Consider the following 15,491-nt stretch of genomic DNA (forward strand, 5'->3'; position numbering starts at 1 on the left):
CCCCCCCCCCCCCCCCCCCCCCCCCCCCCCCCCCCCCCCCCCCCCCCCCCCCCCCCCCCCCCCCCCCCCCCCCCCCCCCCCCCCCCCCCCCCCCCCCCCCCCCCCCCCCCCCCCCCCCCCACGACCGCGGACGGACCCGGTGCTCAGGCTCCCAGGTCGGTGTCGCCGGCCGGGGGCTTGACGCCCTCACCGTCCTGGCCCGCGTCGCCGCGGTTGACCGGGTCGGTCGTGCTGCGCGGGTCGTCGCCGCTGTCCTCGACGGACTCGGGGACGAGCGGGGTCTCGTGGAGGACGTTCTCGCGCGCCTGGTCCCGGTCGGTGCCCGGGACGTCGTCGCCTGCTGTCTCGCTCATGGTGACCTCCTGTCGGGGCCCCGCCCCTACCCGGCAGCGGGGCGGCGAACCCGCCACCACCACCGCCGGCGGGTCACGGCGACCGGTTGCGGCTCGGGAACGGCCGGCTGCGCGGGCCGGGCGGCCCGCCAGCGGGCCAGCTCGGCCTCGACGTCGGCCATGCCGACCGGCACCCACACGCCCTCGACCGGGCGGCGGTAGTACTGGTCGACCCGGGCGTTGTGCGCCTCGACGACCGCGCGGGCCGCCGCCTCCGAGGTCTGGCGGGCCACCAGGGCGGGCAGCTGCTCCCGCTCCTTGCGCAGCGTGAACCCGGTCGGCAGCATCCCGGCGACCAGCGTCCCGGCGTCGCCGTCCTCCCGGCGGGCCCAGGCGAGCGCCCAGTCGTAGGCGGTCTCCTCGCGGTCGCGGCGGGGCAGCGGCTTGCCGGCCGGGCCGAGGTCGTCGAAGGCGCCGTCGGCCCGCGCGCGGTCGATCTGCCGCTCCACCCAGGTGTCGAAGGACATCCCCTCGGGCTTCCGCTCGGTCACTCCGCCCCCTCCGCTCCCGCTAACCTCCGACGATACGAGGCTCCACGGGCATGAAGCGGCGGGTGGCCGGGCACAGCCGGGACATGGACGAAACCGCTCCCGGCACCGCTGCCCCGAGCCCCGACAGCCCCCGCACCGCCGAGCTGACCGGCGAGGGTGTGCAGGTCACCACCGCCCAGCCGGACGAGACGACCGCGCAGATCCGGGTCGCCGGCGAGCTCACCGAGGAGAGTCGCCGCCCCCTGGTGCGCGCGATGACCGACCTGATGCTGAACTCGCCGTCGCTGAACCGCGTCGAGCTGGAGCTCTGCGACGTCACCTTCATGAACTCCGCCGGCATGTCGATCCTGGTCCAGCTGGAGCGGCTGGCCGAGCCCCGCGGCATCGAGATGCCCCTGGTGGTCGACTCCGGCACGGTGGCCCGGCCGCTGCAGGTGTCCGGCCTCTGGCGCCGGTTCACGATCATCGACCGCCGCGAGGGTTCCCCGCCGACGGTGCACGAGGGCATGCCGCCCGGCACCGACCACCGCTGACCGGCGGCCCCGTCCAGAGGCTCGCGCCGAGCGTGCGAGGCGTGAGGGGGACGGGGTCCTTCATCAACTGGCGTCGGGCGTCGCTCCCGGCACGCGTCCCAGCGAGACCAGCCAGCGGCGCAGCAGCCCGGCCAGCTGGTCGATCTCCTCGGCCGTCAGCCCGGCCAACATGCCCCGCTCGGTCTCCAGGTGGTCGGGCAGGGCGCCGTCCAGCGCCGTCCGGCCGGCCTCGGTCAGGGTGACGACGACGGCGCGCCCGTCGGCCTCACTGCGCCCGCGGGTGATCAGCCCCTTCTCCTCCAGCCGGTCCAGCCGCTGGGTGATCGCCCCGGAGGTGACCAGCGCGGTGCGCATGAGCGCGGTCGGGGTGAGCTGGTAGGGCGCCCCGGCCCGGCGCAGGGCGGCCAGCACGTCGAAGGACGGCGCGTCCAGGCCGTGCCGGGCGAACGTGGCCCGCTGGGCGAGGAACACCTCCCGCTGCAGCTGGGTCACCCGGCCGATGACGCCCATCGGCGAGCAGTCCAGGTCGGGCCGCTCGCGGGCCCACTGGGCGAGGATCACGTCCATCGCGTCGCCGTCGGGCACGTCGGGCACGCGCACGTCGGGCACGCGCACGTCCGGCGTGGCCCGCTCCGCCGCGGTCATGCCGGCTCGTCGTCCGGGAGGACCTCGACCGGCAGGTCGAGGTCGGCGAGGTGCTCGGCGTAGCTGCGCGGCGGGCGGCCCAGCAGGTCGGTGAGCACCCGCGGGCTGCCGGTGAACCCGTGCGCCCGGTAGTGGTCGAACATGGTGCGCCGGCAGCGGGCGGCGTAGGCCGTGGGCACCTCCCCGCCGGGGACGACGTCCTCGGCGACGATCTCCCGGCCCACCCGGGCGCTGACCAGTTCGGCGATCCGGGGGGCGGTGAGCGGCTCGGGCCCGGCCGCCTCGAAGGTGCCGCCGTCCAGGCCGTCCTCGGTGAGCAGCACGGCGGCGGCCTCGGCGACGTCGCGCACGTCGACCAGCGACTGCGCCGTCCGCACGCCCCACAGGCTGCGCAGCTCGCCCCGGGCGACCACCTCCGGCAGCTCGTCGTCGAGGTTGTCGGCGTAGGCGCAGGGCTGCAGCACCCGCCAGGAGGCGAGTCCGCTGGCGTCGAGCGCCTCCTCGGCGAGGTCCTTGGCCGCGTGGTGCGGCATCACCCGCAGCTGGGGGCGGAGGACCGAGTGGTAGACGAGCCGGGACAGGCCCGCGCGGCGCGCCTCGCGGAACAGCGCGGGCGCCCCCTCCGCCTCGTCGGGGTCGAAGTTCGGCCAGATCAGGTACATCGCGTCGGCGCCGGCGAGCACCTTCGACCAGGCCAGCGGCTGGGTCAGCTCGGCCCGCACCACCTCGGCGCCCAGGTCGGTCAGCTCCGGGCGGGGCCCTGGGCGGGACACCACGGCGCGCACCGCCTCGCCCCGCTCCCGGAGAGCACGGACCACCGCGGTCCCGGTCCGTCCGCCGGCGGCGGTCACCACGATCACACCGACACCTTAGGTCTGAGAGACCGTCCCGTCCGGTTCACCACGGGCGCGCACCCGACGGGGTGGGGTTCAGCGGGTGGGCGCGCTCAGTCGCACCGTGAGCCCGTGCGGTCCGCCGATCAGGTCGACGTGCTCCCACAGCTTGCGGGCCAGCCACAACCCCATGCCGCCCTGGGAGAGGTCGTCGCCGTGGGCGGGCATGAACCCGGCCAGCGGGTCGGCGTAGCCGGTGCCGCGGTCGGCGATGGTGCAGACCACCCAGCCGGGCTCGGCCCACACCCGGGCGGACACCGGCGGCGTGCCGTGTCGGAAGGCGTTCGCGGCGATCTCGCTCACCGCCAGGTGCATGTCCTCGCAGCGGTTCCGGTCGGGGACGTACCGGGCCAGCACCTCGGCCAGCTGGTGCCGCAGCCCGGCCAGCGTGGGGGCGCCGTCGACGGCGAAGACCGGGAGCCCGGCCTCCATCGGCTCGCGGGGCAGCGGGAGCTCGGCCAGGTAGCTGGCCGGCGGCCGGTAGTCGGGGTTGGCGGTCGGGACGCCGTCGACCAGCAGGAACGGGTGGGTGGCCCGGGCGCTGTCGACCGCCGCGGCCGGCAGCGCCCGCTCGTCGTAGGGGCACAGCGCCGACATCCGGGTGCCGGCCAGCAGCTCGTTGACCGCCGACTCGTAGCGCTGGGCCTCCCGCCAGTCGCGCGGGGCGGAGCCGAACTCCGGATGACCGAACACCCGCAGCCGGCCGGAGCCGGCGCCGGCGGCGCGGTCGAGCAGGCGCCGGGTGGTGGTGATCGCATCGGGGCCCCGCGCGCCGCGCAGGGAGACCCTCGGCTCGCGGACCACGGCCGCCCCGGCGCCACCCAGCTCGTCGACGAGCAGCTGGGCGGTCTCGTCCGGGCAGGTCAGCACGACCAGGTCACCGGCGACGAGCCCGGCGTCCAGCCACGGCAGGGCAGCGGCGAGCAGGTCCTCCTCCGACCGCAGCACCACGGCCATGTGCCCGACCTGCCCGGAGCGGCCCCTCCCGGGGGCACCGCTGCCCGGACCGCCACGGTCGACCTGCGCACGCTGCGGGGCGCGCACGGGGTGACCGCCGATCGTGGTCATCACACCTCTCCGGACGAGCGGGGACTGCGGGCACAGAACTGGTGGCATTCTCAAACACCCACCCCAGTTCTCGGCAACCACCCCCGGCAACCGGAGCCCCACGATGGGGTGACCCGGCCCCCACCTGCGGTGGGGCGAACCCCGTCACGGAGGGTGCGCACGTCACCGGCGTGTCGCCCGGGGCCGCCCCGCCGGGGACTCAGCTCCGGAAACCGTCGATCGACCGCATCAGCTCCCGCGACATCCGGACCAGGTCCTCCGTGGCCAGCTGCATCCCGCCGACGCCGGAAGAGGTCTCCTGGGCGCCCCGCGCGACGTCGCCGACGGTGGCCGCGATCGCCCGGCCGCCCTGGGCGGCGTCCCCGATCGCCCGGGTCATCTCGTTCGTCGTCGCGGTCTGCTCCTCCACCGCGCTGGCGATGGTCGTCTGGTAGTCGTTGATCGCGGCGATGACCTCGCCGATGCGGCCGATCGCGGTCACCGCACCCGAGGTGTCGCCCTGGATCGCCTCCACCCGCCGCGCGATGTCCTCCGTCGCCCGCGCCGTCTCCTGCGCCAGCTCCTTCACCTCGTTGGCCACCACCGCGAACCCCTTGCCCGCGTCCCCGGCCCGCGCCGCCTCGATCGTGGCGTTCAGCGCCAGCAGGTTGGTCTGCTCCGCGATCGAGGTGATGACCTTGACCACGTCGCCGATCTCCTTGGAGCTGTCGCCGAGCTTGGTCACCGTGCCGTTGGCGCTCTCCGCCGCCTGCACCGCCTCGCCGGCCACCCGTGCGGCCTCGGCGGCGTTGTGCGCGATCTCGCGGATCGAGGCGCCCATCTCCTCGGCTCCGGCGGCGACGGCGTCGATCGCCGTGCTGACCTCCCTGGCGGCGACGGTGACGCTCTCGGCCTGGCCGGTCGACCGGGTGGCGGCGCCGGCGATGCCCTCGCCGGTCTCCGACAGCGTGTGGGCAGACTCCTCCAGGCGGGTCGAGGCGTTGCCCACCTCGGTGACGACCTCGGCGACCCGACCCAGGGTGGTGTTGAGCGCCTCGGAGAGCTGGTCGAGCTCGTTGCGCCCGTCACCGCAGTCCAGCCGCCGCGCCAGGTCGCCGGTGGCCAGCACGTCGGTCATCCGGCGCAGCGGGCTGGTGATGCTGCGCGAGATCAGCAGGGACAGCAGCGCGATGACCAGCAGGACCGGAGCGGACCACATCGCCATGTGCAGCAGCTCGCCGCGGAAGGCGCCGTTGAGGTCGGCGACGTAGATGCCCGACCCGACGATCCAGCCCCAGCGCTCGTAGCCGGCGACGTAGGAGATCTTCGGCTGCGGGTTCTCCTCCCCCGGCTTGGGCCACAGGTACTCGACGAACCCGCTGCCGTCCCGCTCGACGACGTCGGCCATCTCGACGAACAGCTTCTTGCCGGTGGGGTCCTCGGAGGCGGAGAGGTCGGTGCCGTCCAGCTCCGGCTTGATCGGGTGCATGACCATCGCCGGCGTGCCGTCCTGCACCCAGAAGTACTCCTCGCCGGAGTAGCGGAGCCCGCGGACCGTGTCGACGGCTGCCTGCTGGGCGGCGGCGGTGGTCATCGCACCCGACGCCTCCTGCTCCCCGAAGTGGGCGAGCACGCCGAGCACCGACTCCACGGCGGCCTGCGCCTTGTTGCGCTGCTCGTCCTCGATCGTCGTCCGCACCTGCAGCGCGCCGATCACCGCGATGGTGGCCATGCCGACCACCGTCACCACGACCAGCGCCCACAGCCGTGTGCTGACCCGCACCGCACGCAGGCGTGCACCCATGTCCCGCTCCCGTCCTCGGCGCACCCGCGCGCTCGCTGCGGCCGGCCCGGTGGGCCCGCCTCACCGACGGTCTCGACCGGCGCCGGACGGAATCAAGCCGAGCTGTGATCTCCGTCTCTACGGCGGGCGACCCGGTGGTGCACCGTACGACCGCGGGTCAGCGCCTCGCCGCAGTTCCGGCACGACAGCGGACCCGCGCCCGGCTTGCGGTGCGCCCCGACCCGGCTGGCACCATGGCCGGGTGAGCGACCAGCGCGAGACGCTGACCTACGAGGACTTCGGCCGGGCGGCCCGGGAGCTCGCCCAGCAGGTCGCCGACGACGGCTTCGAGCCCGACATCATCCTGTCCATCGCCCGCGGCGGCCTCTTCCTCGGCGGCGCGCTGGGCTACGCGCTGGACGTGAAGAACCTCTTCGTGATGAACGTGGAGTTCTACACCGGCGTCGACGAGCGGCTGGAGCTGCCGGTGGTGCTCCCGCCGACCCTCGACGTCGTCGACCTGACGGGCGCCCGGGTGCTGATCGCCGACGACGTCGCCGACACCGGAAAGACCCTCGAGCTGGTCCAGGAGTTCTGCGCCGGGCACGTCTCCGCCGTCCGGACGGCGGTCGTGTACGAGAAGCCCCGGTCGCTGGTGACCTGCGACTACGTCTGGAAGCGGACCGACGCCTGGATCGACTTCCCCTGGTCGACGCTGCCGCCGGTCGTCTCCCGTGGCGGCGCCGGGCACTAGCGGCGGGTGCTGGCCGTGACGGTGAACGTGGGGTCGCGGGTCACCTGACGGGTGGGGCCGACGAGCCGCTGGAGGGCCGGGCGGTACGGCAGGTGCGAGTTGAACACGCACCACAGCTCCCCGCCGGGTCGCAACACCCGGGCGGCGCCGGCGAACAGTCGCTCGGCGGCGGTCTCGGCGACCGTCGTGCCCAGGTGGAACGGCGGGTTGCACACCACCAGGTCCACGCTCGCGTCGGGCAGGCTCCCCGCGGCGTCGTCCCGGCGGACGTCGATGCGATCGGCGAGCTCGTTGGCGGCCGCCGTGGCCGTCGCCGACGCGCAGGCGGCGGCCGACTGGTCCGACGCGAGCACCGACAGCCCGGGCCGCGACCGGGCCAGCTGCGCGGCCAGCACGCCGGTGCCGCAGCCCAGGTCCAGCGCCACCCGTGCCTCCGGGACGGCGTCCGTCAACACCCGGAGCAGGGCGCGGGTGCCGCGGTCGACCTTGGCGCCGGCGAAGGCGGCGCCGTGCGCGCACACGGTGAGGGCCAGCTCGTCGTCCTCCCGGCACCGGGGGAAGGTGGACTCGACCGGCCGGGGGCCGCGGGCCACCAGCACGCGCGACTTCTGCCGCGCCAGCGTCGCGGACACCTCACCGAAGGCCAGCCCCAGGACGTCGTTCATCGCGTGGGTCATGTGCTTGACCCGGGCGCCGACGTAGAGCGTGACGTCGGGGTCGGCGTCCGCGGCGACCACCTCGGCGAGCTCCCGCAGCGCGTGCAGGCTCTTCGGCGCCCGGGCCAGCACCACCCGGGTGCCGCGCACCAGCTCGGGCCCGAGGGGCAACGTGTCGTGGGAGCCGGTCAGCCCGACCCACTCGGCGTTGCGCGCCAGCGCGAGCTCACCGACCAGCGCGTCCTGGTGCACCCGCGGCCTGGTCACCCCGTGCAGCGCGACGGCGCCCAGGGTCAGCGCCCCGTACGCGTCGTCGATGATCGCGACGCCCTCGGGATGCCGGCGGAGGTCGGCCGCGGCCTCGTCGAGCAGCAGCCGGTCGGTGGCGTCGACGGCGACCAGGTCGGGGGCGTCCACGTCGGGGTCCCGGCGCAGCTGGGCGAAGAGTTCGGCCGGGTCCATGCCGCCCACTCTGCCGGGCCCGCCCGGGGCCGACGGCACCGCCCCGTACGCCTGATCGGGTGATCTCGTTCCGGAAAGGAGCCGGAGGTGCCGATGTGCGTTCTGCCGCGCGTGGACCCACGGGCGGCGACCGCACCCCCGGAGATCCTCATGCCCCTGCTCGGTGCCCAGTGGTTCGCCGACCGCCCCGTACGGATCAAGGTCCTCGCCTCCACGGCCGCCGCCGGCGTCGTGGCCGCCGTGATCGGCGGCCTCGGCCTGACCGCGCTCGCCGACTCCGCGGCGACCAGCGAGGCGATCTACGTCGACAACGTCCTCAGCATCGAGGAGATCGGCCTGATGATCGACGACGTCGAGCAGATCCGGCTGGCGATCGGCGCGGCGACCGCCGTCGACACCCACGCCCCACCCCTGTCCGACGTGCACACGCTGATCGCCGACTACCAGGCGCAGGTGCGCGACTACGCGGCGAAGCACCCGTCCGGGCACGAGCACGACCTGGTCGCCGAGGCGACCGACGACCTCGCCCAGATCGACACCCTCACCAGCACCGTCCTCATGCCCGCCGCATCGGCGGGCGTGACCACCGCGGTGCCCCCGGGCGCCGAGGACGTCGAGCCGCTGCTCACCGAGGTGATCGAGGACCTCGACGAGCTGCGCGCCATCGACACCCGGGAGGCGGCGGCCGCGGCGGCCAACGCCCGGGCGTCCTACGAGCACCACCGCACCATCGCCCTCGTCGTGCTCGGTGTGGGGCTGGCGGTCGCGGTGGGCATCGGCCTGCTGGTCGCCTCGGTGATCACCCGCGGCATCCGGTCGGTGCAGTACGTGGCCGAGGGGCTGGCGCAGGGCGACCTGACCCGCAGCACCGGGCTGACCAGCAAGGACGAGCTGGGCCGGATGAGCGCGGCGCTGGACGAGGCCACCGGGTCGATGCGCGCGGTCATGGGCGAGGTGGTCGGGTCCGCGGACGCGGTGGCCGCCGCGGCGGAGGAGCTGTCGGCGTCCACCACCCAGATCGCCGCCGCCGCGGAGGAGGCGAGCACCCAGTCGCTGGTGGTGAGCTCGGCCGCCGAGGAGGTGTCCCGCAGCGTCAGCACCGTCTCCGCCGGCGCGGAGGAGATGGGGGCCTCGATCCGGGAGATTTCGCTGAGCGCCAACGCCGCGGCCGGCGTCGCCGCCCAGGCGGTGGCCCAGGCGCAGGAGGCGACCGCGACCGTCACCGCTCTCGGTGAGTCGAGCCGCGAGGTGACCACCGTCGTCAAGCTGATCACGTCCATCGCCGAGCAGACCAACCTGCTGGCGCTCAACGCCACCATCGAAGCCGCCCGGGCCGGCGAGGCCGGCAAGGGCTTCGCCGTCGTGGCCGGGGAGGTCAAGGAGCTGGCCGAGCAGACCGCACGGGCGACCGAGGAGATCGTCCGCCGGGTCGAGGCGATCCAGGCCGACTCCTCCGGTGCCGTCGCGGTCATCGACCGGATCAGCGGCGTCATCGGCCAGATCAGCGACCACCAGACGACGATCGCCAGCGCGGTGGAGGAGCAGACCGCGACCACCGCGGAGATGGCCCGGTCGGTCACCGAGGCGGCCGGTGGGTCGAACGAGATCGCCGCGAACATCACCGGCGTCTCCCAGGCGGCGGACTCGACGACGCAGGCGCTGACCCAGACGACGACGGCGGTGGCCGAGCTGTCCGGGATGGCGGCCGGCCTGCGCGGCACGGTCGGCCGGTTCACCTACTGACGGCGGGCCGGTACCGGGCCCGCCGTCAGCAGCCCCCTCGCAGGACCCCGACGCGAGCCTGCGAGCGGTGGGGGCGAGGGTCAGGCCGTCAGGCCCCGTCCAGAGGCTCGCCCCGAGCTTGCGAGGGGTGAGGGGGACGGGGCCCTCTTTCAGACGCCGGGCAGGCCGACCGGGCAGCTCACGCCGGTGGAGTTCACCGGGCAGTAGCCGTTCGGCACCTTGTACAGGTACTGCTGGTGGTAGGCCTCGGCGTAGAAGAACTCGCCCAGCGGCGCGATCTCGGTGGTGATCTGGCCGTAACCGGCGGCGGTGAGCCGCTCCTGGAAGACGTCGCGGCTGACCTTGGCGGCCGCCTCCTGCTCCGGGCCCTGGGTGTAGATCGCCGAGCGGTACTGGGTGCCGATGTCGTTGCCCTGCCGCATGCCCTGGGTGGGGTCGTGCTCCTCCCAGAACTCCTTCAGCAGGCGGTCGTAGGAGATGACCGCCGGGTCGAAGACGACCAGCACGGCCTCGGTGTGCCCGGTGCGCGCCGAGCAGACCTCGTCGTAGGTCGGGTTCGGGGTGTACCCGCCGGCGTAGCCCGCGGCGGTGGAGTACACACCGGGGGTCTCCCAGAAGACCTTCTCGACGCCCCAGAAGCAGCCGGCGCCGAAGACGGCGGTCTGCATGCCCTCGGGGAAGGGCGGCTGGATGCGGTTGCCGTTGACCGCGTGCACCTCGGGGATGCCGGGGAGCGGCTCGGAACGGCCGGTCAGGGCGTCCTCCGCGGTGACCGGCTGGGTCTTGGCGCGGGAGAAGAACATGCCCCCACTGTAGGTCGGTGGTGCAACACCGACCCAGCTGCTGACCTGCACCGAGAGCCGGGCCGATCGGGAATGATCACGGTCGGCCCGGCCTTCTCCCGGCGCCACGGCGGCCGGATCCCCGACCGCCGCACGGTGGGCCAGGACAGGCCCGGCAGGAGGTCGAGAGATGAACGGACGCCGAGACTGGCCGGTGTGGGTGGCCGGCGCGTACGCGGTGGCGGTGCTGGCCACCGCGGCGTGGGTACAGGTGACCGCATCCGGTGCGGAGGACGCGAGCTTCGCGGGGATCTGGCTGCTCGCCCTCACGCTGCCCGGGTCGCTGCTCTTGCTGCTCCTGCCGGGCGAGCTGGGCTCACTGCTCACCTTCACCGTCGTGGGGCTGCTCCAGGCGGTGGGCACCTGGTGGCTGCTGACGCGCCTGCGCGTCCGTCGCGCCGGCCGTCCGGCCCGGGGTTGATGGGCATGGAGTCGATCGGCACGGCCAGGGCGGTGCGGTTCAGCCGGTACGGGGGTCCGGAGGTGCTGGAGGTCGTGGACGTGCCCCGTCCCTCCGCCGGCCCCGGCCAGGTGGTGGTCGCGGTCGTCGCCGCGGCACTCAACCCGGGGGAGATCGGCATCCGGGAGGGCGTCTTCGCCGCGATGTGGCCGGCGACCTTCCCCGAGGGCCAGGGCAACGACTTCGCCGGAACGGTCGCCGAGGTGGGCGAGGGGGTGACCGGGCTCGCCCTCGGCGACGAGGTGCTCGGCTTCTCGCCCCGGCGCGCGCAGGCGGAGTTCGTGGTGGTCGGCGCCGACCGCCTGGCGGCCAAGCCGGCCGACCTGGCCTGGGAGACGGCGGCCTCGATCGCCGGCGCGGGAGCGACGGCGTGGGCGGCGGTCGAGGCGGTGCGCCCGAGGGCCGGGGAGACGGTCGTCGTCTCCGCGGCGGCCGGCGGTGTGGGCGTCGTCGCCGCCCAGCTGGTCCGGCTGCGCGGCGCCCGGGTCATCGGCACCGCGAGCGACGGCAACGCCGACTTCCTGCGCTCGATCGGCGTCGAGCCGGTGCGGTACGGGGACGGGCTGGCCGACCGGCTGCGGGCGCTCGCCCCGGAGGGCGTCGACGCGTTCGTGGACACCTTCGGGTCGGGCAACGTCGACGTCGCGATGGCGCTGGGCGTGGCGCCGTCGCGGGTGAACACCACGGCCGACGGCCGGGCCGTCCAGCGCTACGGGGTCCGGTCCCAGGCCCAGGAGCAGGCCGACGAGCCGGCCATCTGGCGGCGGCTGGCCGAGCTGGTGGCCGCCGGCGACGTGATCGTGCCGATCACCGACACCTACCCGTTGGACGACGTCGTGCGGGCCTACCGCGACCTGGCCACCCGGCACGTCACCGGCAAGCGGGTGCTGCGCATCCGGTGAGTCCGGCCGGTTGACACCGCCGCGAACCGGGCAGGGTCGAGGGCATGTGGCTCTTCCTCACCCGCCGGTTCCGCATGTGGGTCATCCTGACCGTCCTCGCCCCGCTGGCCACCAAGGTGCTCCGTGGCCTGGGCGAGGCCCTGCAGCGGCGCAACGGCCCGAACGCCGTCAGCAACGGGCTGCTCAAGGCCGGTGACCTCGGCGAGCGGGCGCGCACCAAGCTGGGCGGGAAGCGCCGCCGACGCTGAGCACCAGACGACGCCGAGCACCAGACGACGCCGAGCACCAGACGACGCCGAGGACGACAGCGAGACTGGGGACATGGACGCCTCCGCCACGCCCGACGCCCACCGACCCGACCCGGGCTCCCCGGCGCTGGAGCAGCGGCCGGCGGCCGGCGAGACCTCCGGCATCGCGCTGTTCTGCCACGGCGGCACGGTGAGCAGCGTGGAGCCGCCCCGCGAGCGCGCGCTGAGCCTGGTCCGGATGCGGGCGTTCGAGGAGTTCGTGCACCGCAGTGCCGCCGAGCGCGGCATCGGCACCGCCCTGCTGCGCTACCGGGTCGCCGGCTGGAACGGCGAGGCCGCCGACGCCCTCCAGGACGTCCGCTGGGCCATCGGGCAGCTCCGCGAGCAGCACGGCACCGACGTGCCGATCGTCCTGGTCGGCCACTCCATGGGCGGCCGCGCCGTGCTCCGCGCCGGCGGCGAGCCCTCGGTCACCGCCGTCTGCGCGCTGGCCCCGTGGACCCCGCCCGGTGAGCCGGTCATGCACCTGCGCGAGCAGACGGTGGTCATCGCGCACGGCAGCGGCGACCGCTGGGTGCCCGCGAGGCTCTCCGCGGACTTCGCCGTCCGGGCCCGCCGCGCCGGCGCCCGGGTGGCCCGGTTCACCGTCCCCGGCGGGCACGCGATGATCCGCCGCGCGCACCGCTGGCACGCCCTCGCCCGGGACGTCGTCCTGGCCGGCAGCGGGCTGGAGCCGATGCGGCCCGACGTCGCCACCGCGCTGGAGCGGCCCAGCCCCGAGGGCCTCGCCGTCCCGCTCTGAGCCGGGAAGGGGGCGGAGGCGAGTCCACGCGGTCGTTCGCCGCGCCGGATCAGCCCAGGCCGGCGCGGAAGTGCTCGATCGTGCGCTCCAGGCCCTCGCGCAGCTCCACCGTCGGCGCCCAGCCCAGCGACTCCCGGGCCCGGGTGATGTCCGGCTGGCGCCGGGTCGGGTCGTCGACCGGCAGCGGCCGGCGGTCCAGCGTCGAGGTGGAGCCGCTCAGCTCCACGACCAGGTCGGCCAGCTCCCGGATGGTGAACTCGCCGGGGTTGCCGAGGTTGATCGGCCCGGTGACCTCGCGCGGGCTGTCCATCATCGCCAGCAGCCCCTCGATGATGTCGTCGACGTAGCAGAACGACCGGGTCTGCGACCCGTCCCCGTAGACGGTCAGCGGCTCGCCGGCCAGCGCGGACACCACGAAGTTCGAGACCACCCGGCCGTCCTGCGGGTGCATCCGCGGGCCGTAGGTGTTGAACAGCCGGACCACCTTGATGTCGAGCCCGTGCTGGCGCCAGTAGTCGAAGAAGAGGGTCTCCGCGGCCCGCTTGCCCTCGTCGTAGCAGGCCCGCGGGCCGATCGGGTTGACCCGGCCCCAGTAGTCCTCGGTCTGCGGGTGCACCTCGGGGTCGCCGTAGACCTCCGACGTCGAGGTGAGCAGGATGCGTGCCCCCGTCCGCTTCGCCAGGCCCAGCGCGTTGATCGAGCCGTGCACGGCCGTCTTGGTCGTCTGCACCGGGTCGCGCTGGTAGTGGATCGGGGAGGCGGGGCAGGCCAGGTGGTAGATCTCGTCGACCTCGACGTACAGCGGGAAGGTGACGTCGTGGCGCATCAGCTCGAAGCGGGGGTGCCCGAGCAGGTGGGCCACGTTGGCCTTCGTCGAGGAGTAGAAGTTGTCGACGCACAGCACGTCGTGGCCCAGGTCGATCAGCCGGTCGCACAGGTGCGACCCGATGAAGCCGGCTCCCCCGGTGACCATGACCCGCTTGCTCTGCGGCACGTGACGTCCTCCAGTCCACCCGCTCCAGCCCCCGGCGCGTGATCACGCAGGGCCTGCGAGATGCTCCCACGCCGGTCCCGGGGCTCAGCCGAACAGGGCGCTGTAGCCGTTGAGCGCCGGCTGCCCGCCGAGGTGCGCGTAGAGGACGGTCGACGACCGGTCGATCTCGCCGCGGCCGACGAGGTCGATGGTCGCGGCCATCGACTTCCCCTCGTACACCGGGTCGGTGACCATGCCCTCGGTGCGCGCGGCCACCTCCATCGCGGCGATCGTCGCGGCGTCCGGGATGCCGTAGGTGCCCGCGTGGTACCGCTCGTCGAGCTCGACGTCGCCGAGGGCCAGCTCGCGTTGCACGCCGATGGCCCGGGCCGTCCGCTGGGCGATGCGCAGGACCTGGTCCCGGGTCTCGGCCGGCTTCGCCGAGGCGTCGATCCCGAGCACCCGGCGCGGCCGGGCACCGGCCTCCTCCAGCCGGGCGAAGCCGGCCACCATGCCGGCCTGGGTCGACCCGGTCACCGAGCAGACGACGACGGTGTCGAAGAAGACCCCGAGCTCGGCCTCCTGGGCGGCCACCTCGTGCGCCCAGTTGGCGAACCCGAGGCCACCCAGCGGGTGGTCCGAGGCCCCGGCCGGGATCGGGTACGGCTTCCCGCCGCGCGCCTCGATCTCGGCGAGCGCCGCCTCCCAACTCTCCTTGAACCCGATGCCGAACCCGGCCCTGACCAGCCGCACGTCCGCCCCCGCCAGCCGGCTGATGAGGATGTTGCCGACCTTGTCGTAGACGGCGTCCGGCCAGTCGACCCAGCTCTCCTGCACCAGCACGCACTGCAGGCCGACCCGGGCGGCGACCGCGGCCACCTGCCGGGTGTGGTTGCTCTGCACCCCGCCGATCGACACCAGGGTGTCGCAGCCCTGCGCCAGCGCATCGGCGACCAGGTACTCCAGCTTGCGGGTCTTGTTGCCCCCGAAGGCGATGCCGGAGTTCACGTCCTCGCGCTTCGCCCAGACGGCGGCGCCGCCCAGGTGCTCGGTCAGCCGGTCCAGCCGGTGCACCGGCGAAGAGCCGAAGAGCAGCGGGAAGCGGGGGAAGTCACTCAACACGGGGGGGTCTCCAGTTCCGACAGCAGCGCCGTCCAGATCTCGGTGGTGGTGGCGACGGCGTCGGCGACGTCCCCGGCCGCGCAGGCGGCGATCAGGTGGTCGTGCAGGGCCACCGACTCCCGGCCGTGGGCCGCGGCGAACCGCTGCCGCTCCAGCCGCCGGACCGCCGGGGTGAACCGGTCGACCGTCGCCTGCACCGCGCCGTTGCCGCAGCGGGTCAGCAGCACCTGGTGCAGCTCGTCGTCGGCGGCCAGCGCGGCGGGGAGGTCGCCGGCGGCCACCGCCGCGGCGAAGCGGCTGTTGGCCGCGCGCATCGCGGCGACGTCCTCGGCCGTCGTGCGGCCGGCGGCCTCCCCGGTGGCGAGCTCGTGCATCGCCCGGACGACGACGGCGGCGTCCCGCACCTGCCCGGGGTCCAGCGGGGTGACCCGGGTGTGGCTCTGCGGCTTGGCCTCGACCAGCCCTTCGTCGGCGAGCCGGGCCAGGGCCGTGCGCACCGGGGCGACCGACAGCCCGAGCCGGGAGGCGAGCTCGGCGTCCTTGACGACGGCGCCCGGCGCCAGCTCGCCGCTGACGATCGCCGCGCGGATCAGCTGGGCGGCCTGGTCACGCAGCAGCACGCGCGGGACGGGACGGATCGGCACAACTGACATCTCAGATGTCAGCCACGCGCCCGTCAAGACCTGATCGCTGCGATTCCTGTCCGTCCTGCCCCTCGTCGGCCGTCCCGCACCGGGCCACCC

The 15,491-nt window shown here is 74.7% G+C and carries 18 protein-coding genes; 7 read left to right on the forward strand and 11 right to left on the reverse strand.

What is annotated here, in order from left to right:
- Positions 1–143: 143 nt before the first annotated feature.
- Together ACI79Y_RS07010 and ACI79Y_RS07015 are read right to left on the reverse strand one after the other, a co-directional pair.
- On the reverse strand, positions 144–353 hold the full coding sequence (locus tag ACI79Y_RS07010; RefSeq protein WP_457157781.1) for a hypothetical protein: 210 nt from the start codon (positions 351–353) through the stop codon (positions 144–146).
- A gap of 26 nt (positions 354–379) precedes the next feature.
- Entirely contained in the window at positions 380–883 is a 504-nt protein-coding gene (locus ACI79Y_RS07015; protein WP_457157782.1) for a DnaJ family domain-containing protein, read from the reverse strand.
- A 50-nt stretch (positions 884–933) separates the two neighbouring features.
- Between ACI79Y_RS07015 and ACI79Y_RS07020 the strand changes: the two genes are divergently transcribed.
- On the forward strand, positions 934–1,416 hold the full coding sequence (locus tag ACI79Y_RS07020; RefSeq protein ID WP_457157783.1) for an STAS domain-containing protein: 483 nt from the start codon (positions 934–936) through the stop codon (positions 1,414–1,416).
- Between the two features lie 63 nt (positions 1,417–1,479).
- Here the strand turns inward: ACI79Y_RS07020 and ACI79Y_RS07025 are convergent, their stop codons facing one another.
- From ACI79Y_RS07025 to ACI79Y_RS07040, 4 genes are all read right to left on the reverse strand, one after another.
- A complete protein-coding gene (locus ACI79Y_RS07025) occupies positions 1,480–2,061 on the reverse strand; it encodes a MarR family winged helix-turn-helix transcriptional regulator (RefSeq protein WP_457157784.1) in 582 nt (193 codons plus the stop codon).
- Entirely contained in the window at positions 2,058–2,921 is an 864-nt protein-coding gene (locus ACI79Y_RS07030; RefSeq protein ID WP_457157785.1) for an SDR family oxidoreductase, read from the reverse strand. The genes ACI79Y_RS07025 and ACI79Y_RS07030 overlap by 4 nt, the downstream gene beginning before the upstream one ends.
- Positions 2,922–2,990: 69 nt before the next feature.
- Positions 2,991–3,911 carry an anti-sigma factor RsbA family regulatory protein gene (locus ACI79Y_RS07035; RefSeq protein WP_457157786.1) on the reverse strand — a complete coding sequence of 307 codons (921 nt, stop codon included), beginning with the start codon at positions 3,909–3,911 and terminating at the stop codon, positions 2,991–2,993.
- A 310-nt stretch (positions 3,912–4,221) separates the two neighbouring features.
- Entirely contained in the window at positions 4,222–5,805 is a 1,584-nt protein-coding gene (locus ACI79Y_RS07040; protein ID WP_457157787.1) for a cache domain-containing protein, read from the reverse strand.
- Between the two features lie 241 nt (positions 5,806–6,046).
- Between ACI79Y_RS07040 and ACI79Y_RS07045 the strand changes: the two genes are divergently transcribed.
- Complete coding sequence (locus ACI79Y_RS07045; RefSeq protein ID WP_457157788.1) at positions 6,047–6,538, forward strand: phosphoribosyltransferase; 492 nt, start codon at positions 6,047–6,049, stop codon at positions 6,536–6,538.
- Here the strand turns inward: ACI79Y_RS07045 and ACI79Y_RS07050 are convergent.
- Complete coding sequence (locus ACI79Y_RS07050; RefSeq protein ID WP_457157789.1) at positions 6,535–7,656, reverse strand: class I SAM-dependent methyltransferase; 1,122 nt, start codon at positions 7,654–7,656, stop codon at positions 6,535–6,537. The two genes, ACI79Y_RS07045 and ACI79Y_RS07050, sit on opposite strands and share 4 nt — an antisense overlap.
- 150 nt (positions 7,657–7,806) lie before the next feature.
- Here ACI79Y_RS07050 and ACI79Y_RS07055 point away from each other — a divergent pair, with 150 nt between their 5' ends.
- Positions 7,807–9,399, forward strand: coding sequence for a methyl-accepting chemotaxis protein (locus ACI79Y_RS07055; protein ID WP_457157790.1), 1,593 nt, complete (start codon positions 7,807–7,809; stop codon positions 9,397–9,399).
- Between the two features lie 149 nt (positions 9,400–9,548).
- Here the strand turns inward: ACI79Y_RS07055 and msrA are convergent, their stop codons facing one another.
- The gene (gene msrA / locus ACI79Y_RS07060; RefSeq protein ID WP_457157791.1) at positions 9,549–10,202 is read right to left on the reverse strand and encodes a peptide-methionine (S)-S-oxide reductase MsrA; all 654 of its coding nucleotides are present in this window, start codon (positions 10,200–10,202) and stop codon (positions 9,549–9,551) included.
- Positions 10,203–10,371: 169 nt separating this feature from the next.
- Here msrA and ACI79Y_RS07065 point away from each other — a divergent pair, with 169 nt between their 5' ends.
- The 4 genes from ACI79Y_RS07065 (at position 10,372) to ACI79Y_RS07080 (ending at position 12,653) form a co-directional block, all read left to right on the forward strand.
- Complete coding sequence (locus ACI79Y_RS07065) at positions 10,372–10,662, forward strand: SCO4225 family membrane protein (protein ID WP_457157792.1); 291 nt, start codon at positions 10,372–10,374, stop codon at positions 10,660–10,662.
- A gap of 5 nt (positions 10,663–10,667) precedes the next feature.
- Complete coding sequence (locus ACI79Y_RS07070) at positions 10,668–11,603, forward strand: NADP-dependent oxidoreductase (protein WP_457157793.1); 936 nt, start codon at positions 10,668–10,670, stop codon at positions 11,601–11,603.
- A 44-nt stretch (positions 11,604–11,647) separates the two neighbouring features.
- The gene (locus ACI79Y_RS07075; RefSeq protein ID WP_457083207.1) at positions 11,648–11,851 is read left to right on the forward strand and encodes a hypothetical protein; all 204 of its coding nucleotides are present in this window, start codon (positions 11,648–11,650) and stop codon (positions 11,849–11,851) included.
- 73 nt (positions 11,852–11,924) lie between these two features.
- Positions 11,925–12,653, forward strand: a complete 729-nt coding sequence (locus tag ACI79Y_RS07080) for an alpha/beta hydrolase (protein WP_457157794.1) — start codon at positions 11,925–11,927, stop codon at positions 12,651–12,653.
- Positions 12,654–12,702: 49 nt separating this feature from the next.
- Here ACI79Y_RS07080 and ACI79Y_RS07085 read toward each other — a convergent pair whose 3' ends face one another.
- The 3 genes from ACI79Y_RS07085 to ACI79Y_RS07095 form a co-directional block, all read right to left on the reverse strand.
- Positions 12,703–13,647 (reverse strand): UDP-glucuronic acid decarboxylase family protein, encoded by a 945-nt coding sequence (locus ACI79Y_RS07085; protein ID WP_457157795.1) that lies wholly within the window; start codon positions 13,645–13,647, stop codon positions 12,703–12,705.
- An 84-nt stretch (positions 13,648–13,731) separates the two neighbouring features.
- Complete coding sequence (locus ACI79Y_RS07090; RefSeq protein ID WP_457157796.1) at positions 13,732–14,745, reverse strand: 1-aminocyclopropane-1-carboxylate deaminase; 1,014 nt, start codon at positions 14,743–14,745, stop codon at positions 13,732–13,734.
- Positions 14,742–15,368 carry a GntR family transcriptional regulator gene (locus ACI79Y_RS07095; protein ID WP_457157797.1) on the reverse strand — a complete coding sequence of 209 codons (627 nt, stop codon included), beginning with the start codon at positions 15,366–15,368 and terminating at the stop codon, positions 14,742–14,744. Before ACI79Y_RS07095 ends, ACI79Y_RS07090 begins: the two co-directional genes overlap by 4 nt.
- Positions 15,369–15,491 lie beyond the last annotated feature (123 nt).

The sequence above is a fragment of the Modestobacter sp. SYSU DS0875 genome, assembly GCF_054050915.1.

Bases quoted from the DNA above. Each gene is read 5' to 3' on its own strand.
- ACI79Y_RS07010 (WP_457157781.1), bottom strand. From the start codon at position 353: ATGAGCGAGACAGCAGGCGACGACGTCCCGGGCACCGACCGGGACCAG.
- ACI79Y_RS07020 (WP_457157783.1), top strand. From the start codon at position 934: ATGAAGCGGCGGGTGGCCGGGCACAGCCGGGACATGGACGAAACCGCT.
- ACI79Y_RS07025 (WP_457157784.1), bottom strand. From the start codon at position 2,061: ATGACCGCGGCGGAGCGGGCCACGCCGGACGTGCGCGTGCCCGACGTG.
- ACI79Y_RS07035 (WP_457157786.1), bottom strand. From the start codon at position 3,911: ATGGCCGTGGTGCTGCGGTCGGAGGAGGACCTGCTCGCCGCTGCCCTG.
- ACI79Y_RS07040 (WP_457157787.1), bottom strand. From the start codon at position 5,805: ATGGGTGCACGCCTGCGTGCGGTGCGGGTCAGCACACGGCTGTGGGCG.
- ACI79Y_RS07050 (WP_457157789.1), bottom strand. From the start codon at position 7,656: ATGGACCCGGCCGAACTCTTCGCCCAGCTGCGCCGGGACCCCGACGTG.
- ACI79Y_RS07055 (WP_457157790.1), top strand. From the start codon at position 7,807: ATGCCCCTGCTCGGTGCCCAGTGGTTCGCCGACCGCCCCGTACGGATC.
- msrA (WP_457157791.1), bottom strand. From the start codon at position 10,202: ATGTTCTTCTCCCGCGCCAAGACCCAGCCGGTCACCGCGGAGGACGCC.
- ACI79Y_RS07065 (WP_457157792.1), top strand. From the start codon at position 10,372: ATGAACGGACGCCGAGACTGGCCGGTGTGGGTGGCCGGCGCGTACGCG.
- ACI79Y_RS07070 (WP_457157793.1), top strand. From the start codon at position 10,668: ATGGAGTCGATCGGCACGGCCAGGGCGGTGCGGTTCAGCCGGTACGGG.
- ACI79Y_RS07075 (WP_457083207.1), top strand. From the start codon at position 11,648: ATGTGGCTCTTCCTCACCCGCCGGTTCCGCATGTGGGTCATCCTGACC.
- ACI79Y_RS07080 (WP_457157794.1), top strand. From the start codon at position 11,925: ATGGACGCCTCCGCCACGCCCGACGCCCACCGACCCGACCCGGGCTCC.